Below are 21,342 nucleotides of genomic sequence, written 5' to 3' on the forward strand. Positions count from 1 at the left end.
GGCTGAAGTTTACCGTAAACCGGAACAAGTGAAAGCGGCCCAATAAAAAGGGTCAGCAAAAGGGAAATCTAAGCAACTAATTATTTCCAGTCGTTGCAAAGTTTTGTAATTGCGTGTTGCTGTTTCGGCCCGCTTTTCTTCCTCTTGTAGCCATTGCAGGTAGTCGGGGGAACCTTCTGAATAGGAATTACGCTGGTTTTCTGCAAACTGGCGATCGCCCTCAGCCTCTTCAAATTTGCGTTCTAATAAATCACCAAGTTGCCGAGAATAGCAAGCGACAAATTCTGACCCAGAGAGCGATCGCAAATTTATTTGTGCTTGCTGCAAGGCTTTTGGGCGGCTACTTCCTTGCTGCCGAAGTTTGTGATAAAAAATTGAAAATAAGGCTGTTGCTAAATCATCTACAGCCCACAGCGCGCTCACAACACTCCGAGCACCCGCACATAAAAAGCCCGTCGATAATGTCAAAATATCATCAGTAATTTCCGCAGTTCCCAACCCTGTTTCACAACAGGATAAAAACACATCAACTAGATGAGGAAGCCGCCAGCCCGGTGTCATTAACTGCCCCAAAGTAATGCTACCATCTGCCAATTCTAGTCTGGATTCTAACGGATTATCAAGGCGAGATTGAGCGTGATGGCTAGAGATAATTCCCTGGACTTGTTGAGACAGTTGCCGATAGTTGCTGACGGTTGCTTGGCTGCGTCCTCGTAAGCGTTGTTCGTTGCGAATATTATACAGTTTGGCAATTTGTTCACCCTCAAAACTTGCACAGGGTAAATCTTCCGTTGCATCTTCCACAATACCATACATTAATCGATCGTTGACAGGTGGACGTTTGTGGCAAAATTCTAAAACTTGACAGCTAGGACTGTAACGAATAAGAAATTTATCTCCTAAATATTGACCATTTTTTAAGGGTAAAGCAGCAAAAGGAATTTGGTGTAGGCAAAGGTGAGGAACAATAATCAGTTCCTCTATATTATTCAGGTACTGACTAATCAGGTTATCGATTTGCAGGCGGCGGGAAAGTTTCGCTAAAAACTGCGGAATTCGATTTCTCCACTTAGCTTTACATTGTAATTGCTCTTGGGCTGATTTACTTGAATCGCCAGCCTCCAAGTAGGGTTTTAGCCAACCTTCATAAATCCATTGTTGTAAGTTTTTGCCTCGTTTTCTGGTTATTTTGTACAAATTAAGTTCGGTTTGTCGCACAACAAATACATATGTATCTTCATCAGTAGTGTAAAAATTAAGTATAGCTGTAGTAGGGCGATCGATGAGTTCTTGGATAGCGGTTAAATCAGGGGGACTTACTTGAATTTCGCCCGCTAAAACCGGATCTAAACGTCTTAGTTGTTCCCAAATTTGTTGTTTTTCACTTTCTAAACCTTGGATATTTTCACTAATGGCTTCTAAAGCTGCTCTATTGCGTGTACGCTCCATATCAATTAGATCCTTAGCTCTAACTGCAATTAACTTCTGCTTTTTGCTTGATTTATTTAAACCGGAACGTTCGCAATCTATCTGTCGTTGAATTACTTCAAATTCTGCTAAATATTCTTCTACTTCTGAAGGTATATCTCCATGAGAGTAAAGGTCATTACTGGCAATTAAATCTACTAAGCGACGAGAGCGGGAACGTTCTACATATTCAAAAGCTTGTTGAAAATTTTTCGTATTAACTAATGCTTGTACAATATGTTCATAAAGATATATATCTTCTCCTAAAATTTCTTGGCGGCGTCGATCGGTATTAGCCCAAACTCGCAATTGTTCTAAAGCTTCAATAGCAAGAGAATACCCTTCAATAGCTTCTATCCATAGTCCTAATTTGAAGGCAATTTGACCTAAAACTTGTCCCGAAATCAGACAATGTTGGGGGAAATCTTGAGGAGTTCTGACTTTTAATGCTAACTTGAAGTATTGCATTGCTTCAGTAAACTGCTCTAAGTTGTGGTAGAGATAACCTAAATTATTTTGTACAGTTGCCCAATTTTCAGGAAAATCTTTGAGAGTATAAACTTCTAAAGCAGCTTGGTAATAGTCCCCCGCCAGATTTAGATTTTCGTCAAAACTTCCTTGAGTGCGATCGCTATAAGCATTACCTAAGTTTAATTGCACCATAGCCCAATCTTCAGGAAAATCTTTCTGAGTATAAACTTCCAAAGCTGACTTATAGTAATAAATAGCCATTTCTAAATTTTCAACTTCATTTTCAATACTGCGACTCCTATAGGCATTTCCTAAATTATTTTGCATCATTGCCCAATCATCAGGGGAAATTTGACGGGTGTTTACTTGCAAAGCCATTTGATAGTAATTAATGGCTATTTCTAAGTTATTATCCTCATCTCCTAGCCGACGTTCGCTATAAGCACTACCAATATTATTTTGCAGCATTGCCCACTGTTCAGGGAAATCTGAACGAGTATATATTAGTAAAGCATTTTCATAACATTTGATAGCACTTTCTAAACTTTGTAAGGAATCTCCATAAATTCGTTCGCTATGAGCAATTCCTAGATGCTGTTGTGTTTCCGCCCACTGTTCGGGATAATTTTCATAATTACGAACTTGCAAAGCATTATTAAAAGCTTCAATTGCTAATTCTATATTTTCGAGACGGCTACCATATTTGCGATTGAGATAAGCAATCCCTACATTATTGTGAATCATCGACCATTGTTTCCGATTAAATGCTTTTTGATAAGATTCAAGACAGGTAAGATAAAGAACAATAGCTTCTTCTACATTTTCAGCTTGATTCCCTTGAGCATTTCTTAAATAAAAAGTTCCTAAGTTATTTTGGAGCAAACCCCAAATTTCAGGAAATTGACTAGAACAGCCAGCATCTAAAGCAATTTTATAATAGCCGAGAGCTTTCTCAAGGTTATCAACTCGCTCTCCTTTAACTCTATTTTGATAGCCATACCCTAAATTATTCTGAATTTTCAACCAATTTTCTAAAGAAGTCTCTGGATCGTAAATAGTTAAGGCATTTTGAGAAGCAGCAATTGAAGCTTCAATATTTTCGGAAAGGTCTCCTTTTAGTCTTTCTAAATAAGCAACTCCTAAGTTAAGTTGTATCAGTCCCCACACTTCTGTAAAACTCTCAGAATTATACACTTGTAATCCTAATTCATAATATGCAATTGCCCGTTCCAAGTTATCGGAATATTTTCCACTTGTAGAAAGATAATAGGAAAATCCTAAATTATTTTGAGTGTTCGCCCAATTGTCGGGATAGTCCTCACGATTATAAACTTGTAAAGTAGCCTCTATCAAACTCCTACCTAATTCTATATTCTGTTCTTGACTTCCCTTGAATCTGCTGAGATATGCCGCCCCTAAATCATTATGAATAAACGCCCATAATTCAGGAAATTCTTCTTTTTTACAAATTTGTAGAGCAGTTTGATAACACTCAATCGCTTTCTCAATATTATCAGCACGATTTTCTATTTTTTGACGGTAAGCATCTCCCATACAAAATTGGATCGTACTCGATTCTTCGGGGAATTCTTCAGGAATATAAACAGTTAAAGCCGCTTGATAACACTCAATTGCTTTTTGGAGATTGTCGTCTCGACTATCTTCAATTATTGTCATATAAGCATTACCTAAGCTCTCTTGCGTTTCTGCCCACTGTAGGGGAAAATCAGTATAAGTACGGACTTTTAAGGCATTGTCAAAAGCGGCGATCGCCCTTTCAATGTTATCTAATTTTTGCCCTTGAATACGATTATAATAAGCTAGACCCAAATTATTTTGAATTCTTGCCCAATCTGTAGGATTATCCTCTTTTGGATAAACAGCCAAAGCAGCATGATAATATTTAATTCCTAGTTCTATATTTTCCGATTCATCTCCCTTAACACGGTGGAGATAAGCCAAACCTAAATCATGCTGAATTTCCGCCCATTTTAAGGGAAACTCTTGACAATTACACACTTTTAATGCTAATTGAAAAGCAGCGATCGCCCTCTCCAGATTTTCTTCTAAATCACCTTCAACTCTGTCAAAATAAACTAAACCTAAGCGATGTTGAATTAAACTCCACAATTCCGGTTCATCGGTATCATTACAACATTGTAAAGCTAATTCATAACACTCAATTGCCCTTTCTAAATTCCTGCTACGGTTCCCAGCAAGGCGAATTTGATAAGCAAACCCCAAATGGTTTTGAGCAATCAACCAATCCTCGTGGTAATCTTCTCGATCGATCGCAGTCGCTACTTGTTGATATCCCGCGATCGCAATTTCAATATTGTTTACACAATCGCCCAGAGTAAAATCTTGAATAAGGCTACTAAAAGTTCCAATTACCGTGGCTATATCGTAAGCTTCTTCAGACTCTAATTTCGCTAAAACGTCAGTTGCCCAACTTCGCAAAAACCAATCAAAATTATCATCTAATTTATCTAAATTTTTCTCTAAAATAGGATACACAACTTCTGCATCTCCTTCACTTGCTTCGATTGCTTCCAAGACTTCTATGAGAAATTTTAATAATTCTTCAGAATTAGCTAATTCAGACCGAATTTGAATTAAGTCTTTTATCTTCGCCGCAGCACTCCGCAGCCAGTCAGAACCCTCTTCATTTCCCTCAATCAATAACTCATCGGCTACCTCGTTCATCACCTCTAATAAACCTTCATTAATCAGGTCTGAACAGTCATCCAAAATATCTCCTTCTTCACCCTCCGGACAGGTACGTAGCATTTCAATTAGGTGACGATAAGCAGAGTTGAGCTGTTCTTTCATGTTACATTTTTTGGGTTAATATCAGTTTTGGTTTTACATCAATTCCGGTTGCACGAGTGACACGATCTAGAGGAGACGGCAGTGCCGTTTTCCTACCTGGATTAATTTTCGGGACACGCGACACTGCGCCGTGTCGAAAGCTCTGAGTAATATTAATTCCGAGGGTAGGGGATTTGATATCACAGGAGTGCAAGTATCTGTATCGTTACAAATATATAGGCAAGCGAGCATGATACTCGCATTCCTAAAAAACGCTTTTTACAAAATGGGAATGTTCTCAGTTTGGTGAAAAAATATTTAATTTTTTGTTTCAATGCCCCAAATTTCTGCTAATTTATTTAGCAGTTTTTGGGCTAATTGTTGGCGTTGTAAATCTGCGGAAATAACTTTTTCTTCTCGACCAATTTCTCCAATAAAAGTTTGTTGTTCAGCAGAATACTCAACTATTTTGTGGTGAGGATTAATAGGAATACTAGCGACTAATACATCTGCTCCTGCATACCGCCATTTAATGGGTTTAGTAGTTCGGTAAATGCGCTCTAATTGAGCGATAATTTCTGAAAAGTTTTGTGTTTCTAAGAGTTGTCGCACTTCTACGGCTACTGGATCGTCACTTCTCAAAAACTGATTTCCTAATTCCAGACGATAGAGATGATCGATCAGAGCATCTAAGTTTTGGAGTTGGGCAATTTGGATCTGGCTTGGCAACGGGGAATTATCCAGTGACGGGGTAAATCCTAGCAGTTTTCCTGAGTCTAATTTTTCCCCAAATTCAACTATTACATAGCCGATTCTGTCTTCTATGGCTGCTGGTGGAATTGCGATCGCACTTTCTCCAAACCAAACCGGGCGGCATTCTAATTTACCAATCCCTGGTAACACCAAATCAGCAATATCCCACTGGGCGCGGACGACAGGATGCCAACTATCGCCTTGAATTAAATCGGGTTCGTAAGCTTGCCATTTGAGGTAACTATAAACAACATAAACTGCTAAAGTATTCACATAAACTCGTTTGGCAGCCTCGTGCTTTGTCAATTCAGGAGCGAGTTGCAGAGTTTCGGCAGCAAATTTTCGAGCGGTGCGGTGAGCATCAGTACCTAGTGGAACTGTCAATAGCGTTGGGTTTGTGCTTTGCATAATTTAATCCTCTCTTGTGTATCCTAGCTCTAATGCGATCGCTTGGAGCAAGGGGCGACAGTTCCTTTCCCAGTGTGATTTTAGAGTTTGGTAGTTGATGTTAAATTCTTTGGCGATCGCAGTAAACTTGTCAGGCGTGGTTTTAAACAGCACCTTTAATGTGAGAACTTGACAGTTACACTCTGGATAATTTTTAGGATGACAGGATCGAAATTTCCCATCGGGGTCTTCTTGGACGTATTGTTCTAGCTGTTGAATAATATTCTGATAATTTTCTTGCTCTAAAAGTGTGATATAGCCATCCAAACCACTGCGGGTAGGAGTATAAAAACTTGTTTCTGAAAGCAAATCCAGCAACGCGGTTTCAGTATCTGAGCTTCCTATGGGGGCATCTAAACTGTAGGTGGGCGGTTGAGAAGGTAACTTCAAATCCTTAATGCGCCACTCTAGGTAACTATTTATCCATTGTCGCAGTCGTCTTGACACATTCGGATCGCTAAGCTTGAAGTTCGAGCAAATGCTTTTGTTCACCCATACCCAGGTTTTATTTAAGGCGTCTAAATAATCGGGATGTGGCGATCGCAGTAGTCCGGGAAGTTGCTGCAGTTCGGCGAGCAATCGGTTCATCGCTTTGCGCCTTTGGGAGCTGTTTGGGGGGTACTCGCATACCTCCTCAATTAGTTGGCGCAGCAGTTGATCCATAGGTGTTAAATTAATTATTTGACTTCTCAACTCATTGTTGCACCCCTTGGAGATTGTCCGCTAACCAGAGGATGCTCTGTGTTCTGCGTAGACCCAAAAGTTAGAGTTATATCAATTCCGGTTGCACTGCTCATGACTGTTGACTGTTAACTGTTGACTGTTAACTGTTAATCGAAAAACTGAATGATGGTTGAGTGTTGGATGTTGACTCGATTTTATGCCAGACGATGAAGCGCGGATTTGATATGACAGATTTCAGATTAATTCAAGTGTCGATCGATCGTCACAATCGAAACCGGCCGCAACGCATCAAAACGAGTTGAATTCCCCCCAGCCACAGAACGCGATAACTGCACTTGCAAAATTCGGTAACTCCAGTGCGGTTCCCGGCGCACCCGATCGCCCATCCAGCTCAAAACAGTAGCAATATCCTCAAAAGCATCCAAAGCCAACACGATCGAGCCTCCAGGGAGCAGCCGCAGCGCGCAAACGCCCAAAATTTTAGTCAACCCTCCGCCACTACCGCCAATAAAAATCCGGTGCGGAGGACGCAAGCGGTGCAAGATTTCCGGGGCAGTTCCGTAAATCGAAAACACATTTTGCAGCCCAAAACGGCCGTAGTTGAACTCGATCGCAGAAGTACCAGAAACCGTTTTTTCGATCGCGTACACCTCAGACTGCGGGAATAAACGAGCAATTTCGATCGACACAGAACCGTTACCAGCACCCACATCCCAGACAACCTGTCCCGGTTGCAAAGCCAATTGTGCCAGCACCAACACCCGCACTTCCCGTTCAACCGTCAAACCCGGCCTGTCGCCGCAACCGATAAAAGCTGCATCCGGTATGCCCAACAAAGGCAACTTTTCCAAATCCAAAGGTTCTGCCCTCGGCGGGGACTCCCGCAGCATCACAACCACGCTCAGCGGTGCAAAAGACTCTCCCAGCAAAGCAGACAGAGAACGGAGGCCCACCCGCTCGTGGGCCGAACCCAAATTCTCGCAAACCCAAAACTGGTAGCGTGCAGGCAAATCTAGAGCTTTCACCAAATTGGCCAGGGCCGCCGGAGTATGAGTTTCGTCGGCGAGCACCGCAATTTTCTCGACACCGAGTTTGAGTTTTGCAGTCAGTTCCTCAAAATAACGTCCTTGAGAGCCAACAAAATGAGCGTCTTGCCAAGGGATTTGCAAGCGGTTAAAAGCCAACTGCACAGAACTGACGTGGGGGTGAAAAGTCAATTTTTCTGCCGGCAATTGGGAAATTAACAACTTTCCCCAGCCGTAGAACAGCGGGTCGCCGGCCACTAAAATTACGATCGGTCGATCGCGGGGTTCCACCGTCCCCGCAGAGGGTTCTAATTCGGCTTGGGTCGCCCACCAGCGCCGAATTTCCAGAACTGCTTCGGTCAAATCTTCCAAAGCCCAGCGCTCTCCGTCGTGCTGGGGAAAATAGCTCAAATGGCGCTCGCTCCCTATTAGCAGAGCGGCCATTTCTACAACCTGCCGCGCCGATTCGCTCAGCCCAGCAGCTCCATCTAAACCGATACCAACAACGTGTACTGTCACTTTTTAAGCAAAAAGTAAAAAACCAGAATTATTGATTTTTCCTGGTTTTTCATAAATTTTTTCCTTGACTTTACTGTCAAACAAAAATAATTAAAGCATTTAATAGGCAATATCCTGACTCTTGTCAAAGGGGAGAGAGGGAGAGGGGGCGAGAGAGTGGGAGAGTGGGAGATGGGGAGAGTGGCAGATGGAAAAAATCTTCACATCAATCCTATTCCTTTTTCCTTTTTCCTTCTTCCCTCTTCCTTCTTCCCTCTTCCTTCGTTAAAACTCAAAAACAGGCCAGTCCGGTTGCCGGAGGTAGGTGGCCATGTCCTCAAACTTCCGCAGTTCCACTCGGTTTACGGACTGTTCTTGCGGCGTGTCCAGCCATTGCTCGTTCAACTCTGACAGCAAAGCGCACAAGCGATCGCGGTCAAGGTTCGGCCCGGTGTCCCCAAAATAAGCCAGAGTAATGTGGGCAGTAAAATGATATTGCTGTTCAATTCCCAAAGCCATTAAATCGGGATTTTGATAGATCGATCGGCGAAACTCCAGAATTTGCTTGTAAGAGTTTTCATCCGTCGGTGCCAAACAAACACCCACAGCTCTAGTCATCACCATCAACCCCAGCACTATCCAGCGAATGGGAGCGCCGCCCGCCAAGGGTTTGCAGGCGGCAAAACTATCGGCCATGCGCGAGCGCAGTTGCTCCTCAAATTCGGGATTTTTATCAGAGGCATCTCGAAAAGCGCTGTTCCAAATCAAATCGGCTACGGTTAAATGGAAGGTATCAGGAGGCAGTGCCACGATCGCACCCTCCGCTGTTTCCTGCAATAGCCGTTGTTGGATCGAGTGCAAATTACTATACAATGCAGCATTTTCTGCATCTTCTCCCGCAGGGGGCGTAATCACTGAATAACCTGGAAAAGGTACAGGAGCTCTCCGGCCTGCTTCGTCGGGCTTAAATTTTGGAGATTCCTGAATGTGTTCCACCTGGGACTTGTAGGAGTCCAGCAGCGTCATTCGCGCCACCCGATTTACGTAAGCTTGATAAGTATCATCCAATCTTGATTTCCTCGCGGTGACATACTCCCACACCAAATTTTATATTATGGCGCGGGCTTCCAACAGCCCTATTCAGGATATGTTGGACAAGCCTCGCGTGCAACTCTAATTTTTTTGGCTAGTGAGCGTTCTTCATGCAAATTTACCTGTTTTGGGGGGAAGACGACTTTGCGATGGCCCAGGCTGTGACAAGTTTGCGCCAAACAGTCCTCGACCCCAACTGGGCTAGTTTTAACTATGACAAGATTATTGCCGATTCCGCCGGAGCTGTGGTCGAAGGGCTCGATCGAGCCTTAACGCCCCCCTTCGGTACCGGCAGCCGTTTTGTCTGGCTGGCAAATACGACTGTAACGCAGCAGTGCTCTCCCGAACTGTTAGCGCAATTTGAACGGACGCTGCCGGTGATTCCCCCTACCACCGTGCTGCTGCTGACATCCGTCAAAAAACCCGACAGCCGGCTCAAGTCTACCAAGTTAATTTCCCAGTCCGCCCAAGTGCGGGAATTTTCACCGATTCCGCCTTGGAATGACAAAGAATTAGCCCAGCGGGTGCGCCAAGTCGCCGGCGAAATGAACGTAAAATTGACAGCCACGGCGATCGAACTTTTGGCCCAATCCATTGGCAGCGATACTAGACAGCTATACAGCGAACTCGAAAAATTGCTGCTGTTTGCGGGCAACCGCAGCCAACCTCTGAACCCGGAGGAAGTTGCAGCACTGGTGCACTGTCACGCCCAGAATACCTTCCAGCTAGCCGATGCGATTCGCGAGGGCAATACCTCCGCCGCTTTGGATTTACTGGCCGGCTTAACTGGCCGCAGCGAGCCTGGTTTGAGGATTGTGGCTGGCTTGACAGGTAAGTTTCGGACTTGGCTGTGGGTAAAGGCGATGATCCAAGCGGGCGATCGCGATGATAAAATTGCTCAAGCTCTAGATCTCGGCAATCCGAAACGAGTATACTATTTTCGTCAAGAAGTCAAGAACGCCAGCTTAGAAAAACTGCAAAAGAGTTTGCCCTTGCTGCTAGACTTAGAAGCTTCTTTAAAACGGGGGCGAGAAGAAAACTCAACCCTGCAAACCAAAGTTATAGAACTTTCTAGCTTGTTTCGCTGAGGCGCGACAGGGCACAGGAACGGCCCCTTACTGTAAATTTTTACAACAAATTTTTACAACAAATTTCAATAGCGCCTATGTGCTTGATGCCGGAGCGCGGGGCAAAAGGTCAATAGATACTAGAAATATTCTCAGAATGCCAAAGTAGAAGTTAATGTGGTAAATAAATATTGTCCGCCGAATGCCGATCGGTTAATATTATTTGCCGGCTCTCCACCCCCCCCCAAAAAAGAGCGCTACCCATGACACAACAGAACCTGCGGGAACTGCTCAAGCAGGGCGATCCAAAAGCGATCGCATCTAGCATCAACCGTACACTCAAACCCAAAGGCATCAACGCCGATGTGACGCGGGACAACGGCTGCCTCCACATAATTCTGGAGGCAGACAAAGTACCGGATCAAATGGTATTGGTCGATTTCATCCGCACCGGCATGACGAAGCTGGGACTCGCATCAATTCACACTGTAAAGGTTTACGGGCGTCGAACAGGTGACGGATCGCCTGCGTGGGAAGATGAAATCGATCTGATGCCTGCGGATTCAATGCCTTACCCCTTGGATAGTGGAATGCCTGACGACTCTGTAGGTTTAGATGATGTCGAGCCCGAAGGCGAAGACTATTATCAAGAAGAAGAATTCGATCGAGATGACGACGAGGAAGACGAAGACGAAGACGAAGACGAAGATCAAGCCCCGCCTCCGAAAAAACAATTTCCCAAATGGGTAATACCTGTGGGTATCTTAGTACCTCTGGCGGCGATCGCAGGGCTATTCTTTACTAAAACTTTCCCCTTCGCCGACTCGAACCCAGAACCCATCGCCCCCGAAGCAGCTTCCCCCTCCCCGCAACCCTCATCTCCCCCTTCTAAAGCCGCTGCATCCTCGACCGCCGCATCTCCGGGCACCCCACAGGCAGCCTCCCCTGCACCAAAACCCGCTCCCACTGCTGCAGCACCAGCCAGCCCAGCTTCTCCTGCACCAAAACCCGCCGCGCCTAAGCCTGACTCTTGGAGGGTAGCCGTTAACACAGCTCAGAAGGCAGCAATTTTGGCCCAGAAGGCTCAGTCTCAAAATGAGTGGATAGCAGTAGCAAGCGAGTGGCAGCAAGCGGTTAAGCTCATGAGAGCCGTACCGTCAACCAGCCCGAACTATCAAAAGGCTCAGCAAAAAGCAGCAGAGTATCAGGCTAATCTGATTGTTGCCAACCGCAGGGCAGCAGCAGCGCCTTAAGAGTTTTGAATTTTGAGTTGAATACTCCATGTGCTAAAAGTCAAAAGTCAAAAGCCAAAAGTAAAAAAACTTGTTTTTACTGAAAGCTTTCTTACTTTTGACTTTTTTCAATTTTATTAAAATTTCATTTAAGTTTACCTATTGCTTTAAATCCAAAAACTGTAATTCTTTTTCATTAAATCGTTTTTAAGCCCATTCTAGTTTCATTTTGATATCAAATCCAGTAGCATCGCCAGCCGTACAATCCAATCAACAGTCAACAATCACCGTGCAGGCGGACTCGCTCTAATTCATCCGCGTTAATCTGTGTTTATCTGCCCTCATCTGCGGTCAAAAAAAGAGAATGTATTAACCGCCCCGGACAAGGGATGGACGCAGATGCACGCAGAGGTCGAGAAGAGAGATAGGGGTGAGGCGCTGAAATAGATTTCTTAGACAGGTATTGACATTCTTCCCGGATTGGGTAACTATTGAGTTGTAGTATTAGAGGTAAGCAACTTTGGAGACTCAATCAGACGTGACACTCTCAATCGGGGAAGCGGCTAAGGAGCTTGGTATTTCGACAAAGACGCTGAGACGCTGGACTGATGCAGGCAAGATTAAGTTTGAGCGCTCTCCCACGGGACAGAGACGCTTCTACCTTACCGATATCAAGCGAATTACTCCCAGAGACTTAAACCAGGCAGACGATCGAATCACTATCAACTATGCCAGAGTTTCTAGTCATGACCAAAAAGAAGATTTAAAGCGTCAAGCTGCTGTTTTGGAATCGTTTAGCGCTGCCAATGGCTGGCAATTTGAAACAATTCAAGACTTAGGCTCTGGACTTAATTACAAGAAAAAAGGACTGACAAAACTACTCAAACGAATCATGTCCGGTGAGGTTGGCAGACTTGTTGTTACTCACAAAGACAGGCTTCTAAGGTTTGGTTCCGAGTTAGTTTTCGCAATGTGTGAGGAATTTGAATGCGAGGTAGTAATAGTCAATAAATCGCCGGATGAATTGAGTTTTGAACAGGAATTAGTTCAAGATATGATTGAATTAATTCAGGTTTTTAGCGCTAGACTTTATGGCGCTAGAAGTCACAAAAACAAAAAACTGATTGATGGTATAGCTAAAGCAGTGGAGGACGTAAAATAATGCTACTCAGTTTCAAGACGGAATTAAAACCTAACAATAGACAGGTGACTCTATTCCGTCAACACTGTGGAGTAGCCAGACACGCTTACAATTTTGGCAATGCTATTATTCAGGAAGCTTTACAACTTAGAGAGGCTGATAAAACAATCAAAATTCCCTCTGCTATTGACTTGCACAAACGTCTAGTCGCTGAGATTAAACCAGCTAATCCCTGGTATTATCAAAGCTCCAAAGCAAGTCCACAACAGGCTCTGGCAGAGGTAAGGACGGCATGGGATAGATGCTTCAAAAAAGTCTCTAAACAGCCTAGATTCAAGAAGAAAGGCAAGTCTAAAGACAGTTTTTATCTTGAGCAAGGCACTAAAGCAAAACCTGGTATCAGCAATGATGGTAAGCGAGTTAAACTCCCTAAAATTGGTTGGGTGCGATTGCACGAACCTCTCCCCATTACGGCTACTCATAATTGCGTAATTAGTCGCACTGCCGACAAATGGTTCATAGCCATCAAGTATGAGATTGAACAGCCACCAATACCTCTAAATCGCCCCTCTATTGGTGTTGATATTGGTATTAAGGAATTAGCTGTCACCAGTGACGGAAAGGTTTTTGCTAACCCCAAAGCTTACCGCAAAATGAGTAAGAAAATGAAGCGATTGCAGCGCTCTGTTAGTCGCAAAGTTAAAGGCTCAAAGAACAGAACTAAGGCAGTTAGAAAGCTGGCAAAACTGCATTCTAGAATTTCATTCATCCGCAAAGATGCTATTCATAAACTCACCAATCATCTCGCTAAAAACCACAGCGTGATTAAAATTGAGAATTTGAACGTCAAAGCATTTTTGAAAAATCACAAATTGGCGGGTGCGATTGCCGATTGTGGAATGTACGAATTTAAGCGACAACTTGAATATAAAACTGAGAAATTTTCTAGTCAGTTGATTTTAGTTGACCGCTTCTTTCCTAGTTCTCAAATCTGTTCAAATTGTAGGAATCACCGCCACAAAATGCCATTAAAGAATCGAGTCTATGTATGTCCTGATTGCGGTCATACAGAGGACAGAGACTTGAACGCAGCTAAAAACATTGAGCGATGGTTTGAAGGAATTCACATTCCGACCCACATTCCGCACCCTCAACTGGCACACACGCAGTTGGGGTGCTCCGTCCGAGTCTCTCGTCCGAGATAATAATCAAAAATACCCGCGACCTGTTGGGTCACAATCGCATCGACCTGTTGGGGCAAGTTGAAAATTAACTGCTTTCGGGCAAATCCTAGATTCTCGATATCTAACAACACCTTCATCCGTCATAATTAACTATTAATCGACAGCAGATATTTCCAGCAGCCTGATAATTACACATCACTACTGAATCAAATATTTATGAAATTTCTGTCAGTTTTGCTCATCAAACAAACTGCTCGATCTCAGATTAATAAATAATAAGACTTACAGGAGAGCGGCAGCAAGTTCAATATAGCCATTCGCTCGGCTGTTAAATTAGAAATTTGTTGAATCCCTTGTAGGCTCACCAGATGAATTGATTGAAATATCTGGCAAATCCAACGGAGCGTCGGTCGATTAGTTTGTTTGCCCAACTGATTTTTCAATTGGGAATTAGTGCGTTGCAAACTGTGACGCAGTAACCTTTGACCTAAAGTATAGACTAACAAACACAAACCCATTACCAATGCCAAAGCTTCGATTCTTTCCGGCGACTTGAGAAATACACTGTCCGTAAAAAACAGCGGATCTTTCAAGAACCCAAACCCTCTTTCTGCTGACTGCTGTTCTTTGTATTTCACAATCATATCGTCAGGCTCTAATTGCTGAGTTTCCAGCACATTAGTGGCGAGAATAAACCTGCCACAGGCTTTGGTTTCTTTGGCGATCGCACCTGTATCTGGTTCCAGTTTTGCTTGAACTTTAAATCTCTGTTTCGAGCTGGATTTCTCGCGAGCATTTGGATCGTTAGTATTAGTCTTTACTGTAATTTCTTTGCTACTAACTTGGGTGATATTGTAAAATTTTAGTTGTTTGGATAAGCGATGAGCTGCGGCGGCAGCGTCGGCGGCACAAGCAAATTCAATTTTTGAGAGTTCTTGCAGTTTATTCTCAGCTTCAGCCTGGGCTTTTTTGAGTTTTTTTCGAGTTTTTGTCGGTCTGAATCGCGTCGCAAACTGCTCTCTACTACTAGCCATCTTTGTTCAATTCCACCATAATTACTTTTGTGTTCTGACCAGCTATATCCACTCACAGAACTGGGGGTAAATTCTGCTTCATTTAACTGAGATACCAGTTGCTGCGCTTGCTTGATACTCAACGGTACGCGGGTTAACCATCTTAAATTGGTTAACATTTCTAAGTTAGGAGCTGAATATAATGCACTATCTGCAACCATTAAACTGTCAAGGTTTAACTGTTGTTTAAACTCCTGACAAATTGATGCGAATATGGCTCGATCTGATTCATTTCCCGAACCCACCCGTAAAAATAGCGGTACATCTCCATCGCTACTACAAATTAAATCTAAAATGAATTGTTTTAAGTCGGGTCTGCGATCGCGGGAGTAGCCGTAGGTAATCTTAATTGGCACGGCAGATGACACGGGTTTAGTTGACTCGCTATCTTCGCTATCTTCGCTATCTAGCGCCGTTTCTGGCTCGATAACAGATACAGATGGTAGCTCGGATTCGTATTTGCCATGCAGGTGAAAGGAAGTTGAATCTAAATGGGATGTCTCTGTATCGAGCTCAAATTTTTGAGCTGCTGAAGCGGCAATAGTTGTAAATATTTGGCTGCTGCCTGCTAAATATAGCTTGTCTAATACTCTACCTAAACGGTATTCATTCAGGTGTGATGCTTGAATACCTTCACCCATTAAATGTTCGAGCGCTTTGCCTTCAAAAAATTTAGGAAATAAGTATAATGGAGCGGAAACAAGCCCTAACCCATTGATAATCATTGCTTTGACTGCTAGACCTGGACTGACAATCTCACCCGGTTGTTCCCCTACTAACTCATTGATTTTTTGGACAATTTCTATTTCATCAACTAGACCTGCTATTAAACCAAGATGGTCGAGGTTAGAGACGGCGAGTTCAGTTGCTTGATGCACGGGTTTCATTCGATCGAGCGAATTGTTTGCTACTTGAGTTTAGACTATTTTTATCCTCCGCGTCGCACGGGGGATAATTGGTTTTTGTTGTTAATTTACACGCTCGTACATTTTCCAACTGAATCGATCGCTTGCTCGATCACCTGACACGGCAGGCGAGAGTATTTCTACTCATCTAGAGCCGACTGATCGACTCGGACGGGGCACCCCAACTGCGTGTGTGCCAGTTGAGGGTGCGGAATGTGGGTTCCGATTCGCTCAGATTAAGTAAGTCAAACGGTAAGCTCTACCGAGATTGCCTGTGGAGTAGGCAAACCCTCAGAAGTCATTCTGAGACTACGCTGAAACAGGAAGTAAACACTAAAGTCCAAAACTTTCGAGCAATGGGTAGCTTTGGGTAAGTTTTATAGAGCGGAGAATTCCGAGACTAACAGATTTAATATGACACCAGTATTCGATCCGATATTTTGCTAGCTTTTGGGTAGTATACTCTAACCAGCAAGCTACGATTTATATACAGCGAGCGGAATACTCGCACTCCTTCCTGTAAAAACAAAATTTCCTCAACAAAAACAGCAACAACTCGGTTTCTTGGATCGACCGGGTTGCTACACACAGAGCTTGGTTTAAATCAGTTCTTCCCCTTGATTTAAACGCTGAATTCCTTGATTTTCCTCTACGCGCACAATACCATCTTTCGGAATATTGAGGATGCCTGTAAATGAATTTTGGCTTACTTTCAAAGCTTGTTCCTTATTTTTGTACTCTGCCAGTTCGCGCTGTAAATTGTCAATTGTCTGTTGAAACTGAGCGGCTTCTCTGAGCCTTTCTTGTTCTGAAAAGTCCAGCAATTGAATCAGATTAGCCACTTGAGCTTCCAGTAATTGGGTTTCGTCAATATTGTTATTTGTAACAAACGTTGTAGGATTTTCTGAATACTCAAAAACACTTTCTTGGTCGGGGATGGACAATGCTGTTTTGACACTAAGTGCCAAATCTTTAAACTTTTCAGCCGTGCTTTGGGGAATTTTAACTTTCAGGAACATCACTACCGCAAACAAACTTCCTGACGGCAGAAGTCCCCCAAATGCCAAGACAGACTTGACTTGGTAGGGGATAATTAAAGAATTTTGCTCGGGAATAAAGGGGCTGCCTTTTGCCTCTGATACGTGAAAAATATTTAATACTGCGCGCTCTAATTTCAGGAACCTTTCTCGCTCAATTCCGAGGAATGTAGGAATGTCTAAACCAAACTGCCGGATTATTTCCGAAATCGCTGGCATTTGAGCCACTAATTTTGTGCTAACTAATGGAATAGCTGTATTTTCTGCTGCTGTGTGTCGAGAATTCCAGTGCGCTTCTGTGCCTGCTGCTGCTAGCAGAGTCCAACATTTCATGTCGGGGGCGGGGGAATTGCCCTTCATCAAGCGGCGGGCGGATTGTTGCAATGAGTCTTCTAATTCCCCGTAGGGATGAGTTTTGAACAAACGCACTAAGGCACAGGAATTTTCTCCAGTTTGCGAATTGCAAAAATGTCGGTAAATATAGTTAACAATCTTCTGGCTGCTGGCTTCCATACTAGCAGTATTTCTACCTAACTGGCGCAGGACTAAGCTGCATTTTGCCATGTCTTGCGGGGTAAATAAGGTAATATCGTACATTAAAAAATGCTCTCCAAGAGCTCAAACACTGTTTTTCATTTATCGTTAAGGCCGCTACCGCATCCGGAATCCTACTGAGAGTTTTGAACAAAGTGTTAGTTAAAATATGTAGAAAATTTGCCCGCCAAATGCAGCGGTTGTATGGCAGGATACAGAAATTAAGATAAAAAAAAAATCTATCTCCTAGGGTAGGCCACAAGGGCACAAAAGCCGATGTATAATCTCTGAAAGGATTTTTTACGATAACTCGCCCATAGGAATTAAAGAAACAAAGTTTTTCACCGGATATGCCTCGCGTTTTACTGGGCATTTTCGTAGATAAAAGTCGGTTTTTGGGTCAGCCGTATTCACAGAAATCCTAGAAACTCAAGCTGCAAGTTTTCTGGCGGGCGATCGCACGCCGATCGATCGAAAATTGGTACAATTTCTTCAGTCTTGGACGCAGAAACCGGGTTTTGTTACAGAGAAAAGCCCCGGTTTTTGGGGTATTGGTAAGTAGATGCTGTGTTCGCAACTATTAACAACCCCAAACAACTCTACTCAGCAGGTTTAGACTTGGCTTCCAGGGCATCTTTAGCAGACAATCCCTGATCTTGAACGCCAAAATACCACAAACTAGCAGCAGCTTCGGCGCGAGTCACTGGTTTCTTCGGCTGAAACAGAGTAGTAAAACCGAAAACGCGGCGAATATTCGCCAAATCTCCATTGTTAAAATCAGCTAAAACGGCCCGCGACGCCTGGGAATCAATCTTAGAAGCATCTTGAAAGCCCCACTTTTCTTTCACTCCTTCAATGTTAGCTGTCGGTAAAACTTGACGACTATCTAAAGGGACTTTCCAAAGAATCATTGTTTCGCGAGTTAAAGGTGCATCCGGGCGAAATTTCACATCTTTAGTTTCTCCCGAAAGCGAACTCGGAATTACACCGGCTTCTGCTAAACCTTGAATTGCTGAAAAATCCGGGTCTGTTTTGGGTACGTCAGAAAAGGCTGGTTCGCTAGAGTCTACTGCTAATCTAATTTGTTTGGCTTGACGGCTAGCATAAATCTGATTGTTAGCTGCTACTAACCAGCGGGCGTATTCGCGGCGAGTGATAATTTTGTTGGGTTTGGGTAAAGTGCTGCCAGTTTCTAAATTAGCACTTTGGGCAGATCGCACTTTCAGCACTTCCAACTGAGTCAAATCTGCCACATACTGCCGCAACTGTTGAGGAATTTGGCTTTCTGGTTCGCTAACATTTGCTGATTTTGACGAGGCGGATGGTGTTGGAGTAGTTTTCTCGGAATTAGATGGAGTTGGTGAAGCGGTTGGAGATGGGCTAGACTCGGAATTATTAGGTTGGGGACTGGCGGCAATTTCGGGGCTTTCTTTGCTGTAGTCGATCGCAAATTCTGTAGAACCCCCTACTTTCTGAGTAGGAGAAAGCGAGACTGTTACCCGTAAATTATCTCGCGTTGCGACGAAAGAACCTTGTCCCTCGGCGGTGGGGCGGCTGACTATTTCCCAGTTGCGGCGCCCAAACTCTGTGGAGTAAAAGTTCTGAACCGAATTAACAGGATCTGTGCTTTCCCAGCGCAGCCGCACATTTTTTTGGGACGGATCGGTTGGCCCACCAACTTCGATTAACTCAGCATTAGGATAGAGTGGAATCTCTGTCGGGAAATCGGGAGGAAGTTTGGCGGTAGAGTTTGTCTCAATTGCTGTCGCTGGTGGCGGGGAAGAGAAAACTACTGGATTTTGTTTTAATTTCGGATCGGCGGCTAATGATTCTTCGAGTGCCTTGCTGTTGGGGCTGTTTGCACAACCTGTGACAGCAGCCAGCAGACACACAGCCAGCCAAGTATTTACAGCAGCGAGTATATTGGTTTTATTGGTTTTAGTAATTTTAGATCGTCCTTGAGCCTTGCCTCGCCGTTGAGTAAATATAATATTCAGCATAAATCGCCCCTTTGCGGATATATTTCTAGGCTAGCGCAGATCGATCGGGCATATATATTTCTTACCCAAATGAATTTTTTGTATTTACTTCTAGTTACTGCTACATTACTTGTCTGGCCTGTCAAGTTTGCCCGTCCCGCTGCATCTCAACCAGCCCCGCTGCGGACAGCCATTCAGACGCCAGAGTGGCAGCCATTTTGCTCGGCGATGGGTCAGTTTGCGATCGATATGCCGGGAAATCCCAAAATTAATTCCGAAACTTTTTCAAATCAAATTATTGCTCATACATACCGCTCCCACTTAAAAAACAAAGAAACTTATTTGCTTCAATACTTCGATCTAGATTTTCGGATGAGGAACAATAATATCAATAATATCAGAATTACTTTAAATAATGCCGTTGATTTTTTCGTCGTGGCAGCGAATGCTAAATTGTTGCAAGTGCGCGATATTTCCCTCGGAGGCTATCCGGGAAAAGAGTTTGAGTTTCAGCCGCTTTCCCCCACTGAACCTGTAGGTGTAGGTCAAGTTTTTTTGGTGGAAACGCGCGTTTACGGGCTGGTTGCCACTACTCCAGAACCAGAAAATGCTCAAAAATTTCTCGACTCTTTTCGTTTGTTTTGAAGCAGGAGGTTCGGCAATGAGTAGTGTAGGAGATTTAACGGATTTAATGGATGGATGTTGAGGAAAGAAGTCCCAGGTTCGAGGTTCGAGGGAAAAATTAGTTGGGAGTGGCGATCGAATTTATCGATCAAACTTACGCTTTTCAACTTGGTGTCTGGGAAAATATTGGCGTGAGCAACAAACAAAGTCGGCATCAACCGAGTTTCTGAGGAATAATGCGGTCAGAACTCATTAAGTTAAATGTGACTTAAGACCTTATTTTGTTTTTTGTACTCTATCTAACGGCATAGATATATTTTACACCCGTGGAGCGATGTGGATATTTCCTCAAGTTTATACATTTGATATAAGGATTTTTAAATCGCAGAAAGCACAAACAAAGATTCTGTCTTGCTCCATCTGGCTCACATCTGGCTCACATCTGGCTCCACGAAGTCAGGGAAGTCAGGCTCATAGAAAGCTTACCCGGAGGGTATTAACATATTATGAACAAACTAACACCCATTCTCCTCAGCGGCCTCCTACTATTTGGAGCTGCTGCTTGCAGCGAGGGGGCTAAAACTAGCGCTGATGCTCCTAATTCTACCACAGAAAATACCACCAGCCCGCCCCCAGCCGAGACAGTTAAAAAAACTCAGGGTGACGCAACTAGCGATATTCGCAGAAACCAAGCAAATTCTGATATTAGGGCCAGAGAACAGCGCAACAATGCGACCGGCGGCGATGCAACAAGAGCCGAGGGCGACCTCAAAAGTGAAGTGCGCTCCAAGTTAGAAGTAAACATCACTAAAGGTCAGCTAACTGTTGATGCAAAAGACGGGGTTGTCACCGTAGGTGGCACAGTTCCCAGTCAAGCTGATTTAGCTAAAATTGAGCCGCTAGCTAAAGAGATTAAGGGTGTTAAACAGGTGAATGTTACGGCTGTTGTCGCCCCCGCTGCACCCGAATCGCCTAGCAGCAAGCAATAAATTAGAAAGAAGAATTCCGAGGGAAACAAGGAAGAAGGATTTAGTTATCGAGGAGAAAAGTCTGAGGGAAGAGGGTAAAGTTTGGCATTTTAAGACTGCTTTCGGAGTCGATCGCAACGCTTAGGTCATCCTCTAGGGAGAGCGGGGTTTTAAGTTAAAGAGTGTAAATTGAATTTACAATTCACGCCCTCAAAACTCTCGCAATACCTACAACTTTCCCTTCCCAATTTCTGCTTTCCCATCGCGGAGAATGAGTGGGAAACCAACCTGAAGATAGAGAACGAGGTTATTCCCAGCGACCGATGAAAATTGTTGGGAAAGAATGACTA

Annotated in this window: 13 protein-coding genes and 1 pseudogene; 6 read left to right on the forward strand and 8 right to left on the reverse strand. The window is 43.7% G+C overall.

All coding sequences use genetic code 11. From position 1 onward, the window contains the following. Nucleotides 1-9: 9 nt before the first annotated feature. The 5 genes from OSC7112_RS34790 to OSC7112_RS26700 form a co-directional block, all read right to left on the reverse strand. Entirely contained in the window at nt 10-4,770 is a 4,761-nt protein-coding gene (locus OSC7112_RS34790; RefSeq protein ID WP_015178803.1) for a CHAT domain-containing protein, read from the reverse strand. A 297-nt stretch (nt 4,771-5,067) separates the two neighbouring features. Next, on the reverse strand, nt 5,068-5,910 hold the full coding sequence (locus OSC7112_RS26685; RefSeq protein WP_015178805.1) for a DUF1822 family protein: 843 nt from the start codon (nt 5,908-5,910) through the stop codon (nt 5,068-5,070). 3 nt (nt 5,911-5,913) lie between these two features. Continuing rightward, nucleotides 5,914-6,537 carry a hypothetical protein gene (locus tag OSC7112_RS26690; RefSeq protein WP_150111612.1) on the reverse strand — a complete coding sequence of 208 codons (624 nt, stop codon included), beginning with the start codon at nt 6,535-6,537 and terminating at the stop codon, nt 5,914-5,916. A gap of 335 nt (nt 6,538-6,872) precedes the next feature. Further along, complete coding sequence (locus OSC7112_RS26695; RefSeq protein WP_015178807.1) at nt 6,873-8,177, reverse strand: bifunctional cobalt-precorrin-7 (C(5))-methyltransferase/cobalt-precorrin-6B (C(15))-methyltransferase; 1,305 nt, start codon at nt 8,175-8,177, stop codon at nt 6,873-6,875. A gap of 264 nt (nt 8,178-8,441) precedes the next feature. Next, nucleotides 8,442-9,182, reverse strand: coding sequence for a DUF1868 domain-containing protein (locus OSC7112_RS26700; RefSeq protein WP_015178808.1), 741 nt, complete (start codon nt 9,180-9,182; stop codon nt 8,442-8,444). A gap of 176 nt (nt 9,183-9,358) precedes the next feature. Between OSC7112_RS26700 and holA the strand changes: the two genes are divergently transcribed. The 4 genes from holA to OSC7112_RS26720 all read left to right on the forward strand — a co-directional run bounded on the left by holA (nt 9,359) and on the right by OSC7112_RS26720 (nt 13,893). Further along, nucleotides 9,359-10,336 (forward strand): DNA polymerase III subunit delta, encoded by a 978-nt coding sequence (gene holA / locus OSC7112_RS26705; RefSeq protein WP_015178809.1) that lies wholly within the window; start codon nt 9,359-9,361, stop codon nt 10,334-10,336. 242 nt (nt 10,337-10,578) lie between these two features. Further along, on the forward strand, nt 10,579-11,568 hold the full coding sequence (locus OSC7112_RS26710) for a hypothetical protein (protein ID WP_015178810.1): 990 nt from the start codon (nt 10,579-10,581) through the stop codon (nt 11,566-11,568). Between the two features lie 499 nt (nt 11,569-12,067). Then, on the forward strand, nt 12,068-12,709 hold the full coding sequence (locus tag OSC7112_RS26715; protein WP_015177359.1) for an IS607 family transposase: 642 nt from the start codon (nt 12,068-12,070) through the stop codon (nt 12,707-12,709). Further along, complete coding sequence (locus OSC7112_RS26720; protein WP_015178811.1) at nt 12,709-13,893, forward strand: RNA-guided endonuclease InsQ/TnpB family protein; 1,185 nt, start codon at nt 12,709-12,711, stop codon at nt 13,891-13,893. Before OSC7112_RS26715 ends, OSC7112_RS26720 begins: the two co-directional genes overlap by 1 nt. A 239-nt stretch (nt 13,894-14,132) precedes the next feature. Here the strand turns inward: OSC7112_RS26720 and OSC7112_RS26725 are convergent. From OSC7112_RS26725 to OSC7112_RS26735, 3 genes and pseudogenes are all read right to left on the reverse strand, one after another. After that, a pseudogene (locus OSC7112_RS26725) lies at nt 14,133-15,823 on the reverse strand (IS1634 family transposase). A 626-nt stretch (nt 15,824-16,449) separates the two neighbouring features. Further along, nucleotides 16,450-17,484, reverse strand: coding sequence for a hypothetical protein (locus OSC7112_RS26730; RefSeq protein WP_015178812.1), 1,035 nt, complete (start codon nt 17,482-17,484; stop codon nt 16,450-16,452). Nucleotides 17,485-18,020: 536 nt separating this feature from the next. Beyond that, nucleotides 18,021-19,421 (reverse strand): S-layer homology domain-containing protein, encoded by a 1,401-nt coding sequence (locus tag OSC7112_RS26735; RefSeq protein ID WP_015178813.1) that lies wholly within the window; start codon nt 19,419-19,421, stop codon nt 18,021-18,023. A 69-nt stretch (nt 19,422-19,490) separates the two neighbouring features. On the opposite strand from OSC7112_RS26735, the gene OSC7112_RS26740 reads away from it, so the two are divergent. Then, entirely contained in the window at nt 19,491-20,045 is a 555-nt protein-coding gene (locus OSC7112_RS26740) for a hypothetical protein (RefSeq protein ID WP_015178814.1), read from the forward strand. Nucleotides 20,046-20,530: 485 nt separating this feature from the next. Then, the gene (locus tag OSC7112_RS26745) at nt 20,531-21,013 is read left to right on the forward strand and encodes a BON domain-containing protein (RefSeq protein ID WP_015178815.1); all 483 of its coding nucleotides are present in this window, start codon (nt 20,531-20,533) and stop codon (nt 21,011-21,013) included. Nucleotides 21,014-21,342 lie beyond the last annotated feature (329 nt).

Origin of the sequence: Oscillatoria nigro-viridis PCC 7112 (assembly GCF_000317475.1) — a bacterium.
Lineage (GTDB): Bacteria > Cyanobacteriota > Cyanobacteriia > Cyanobacteriales > Microcoleaceae > Microcoleus > Microcoleus nigroviridis.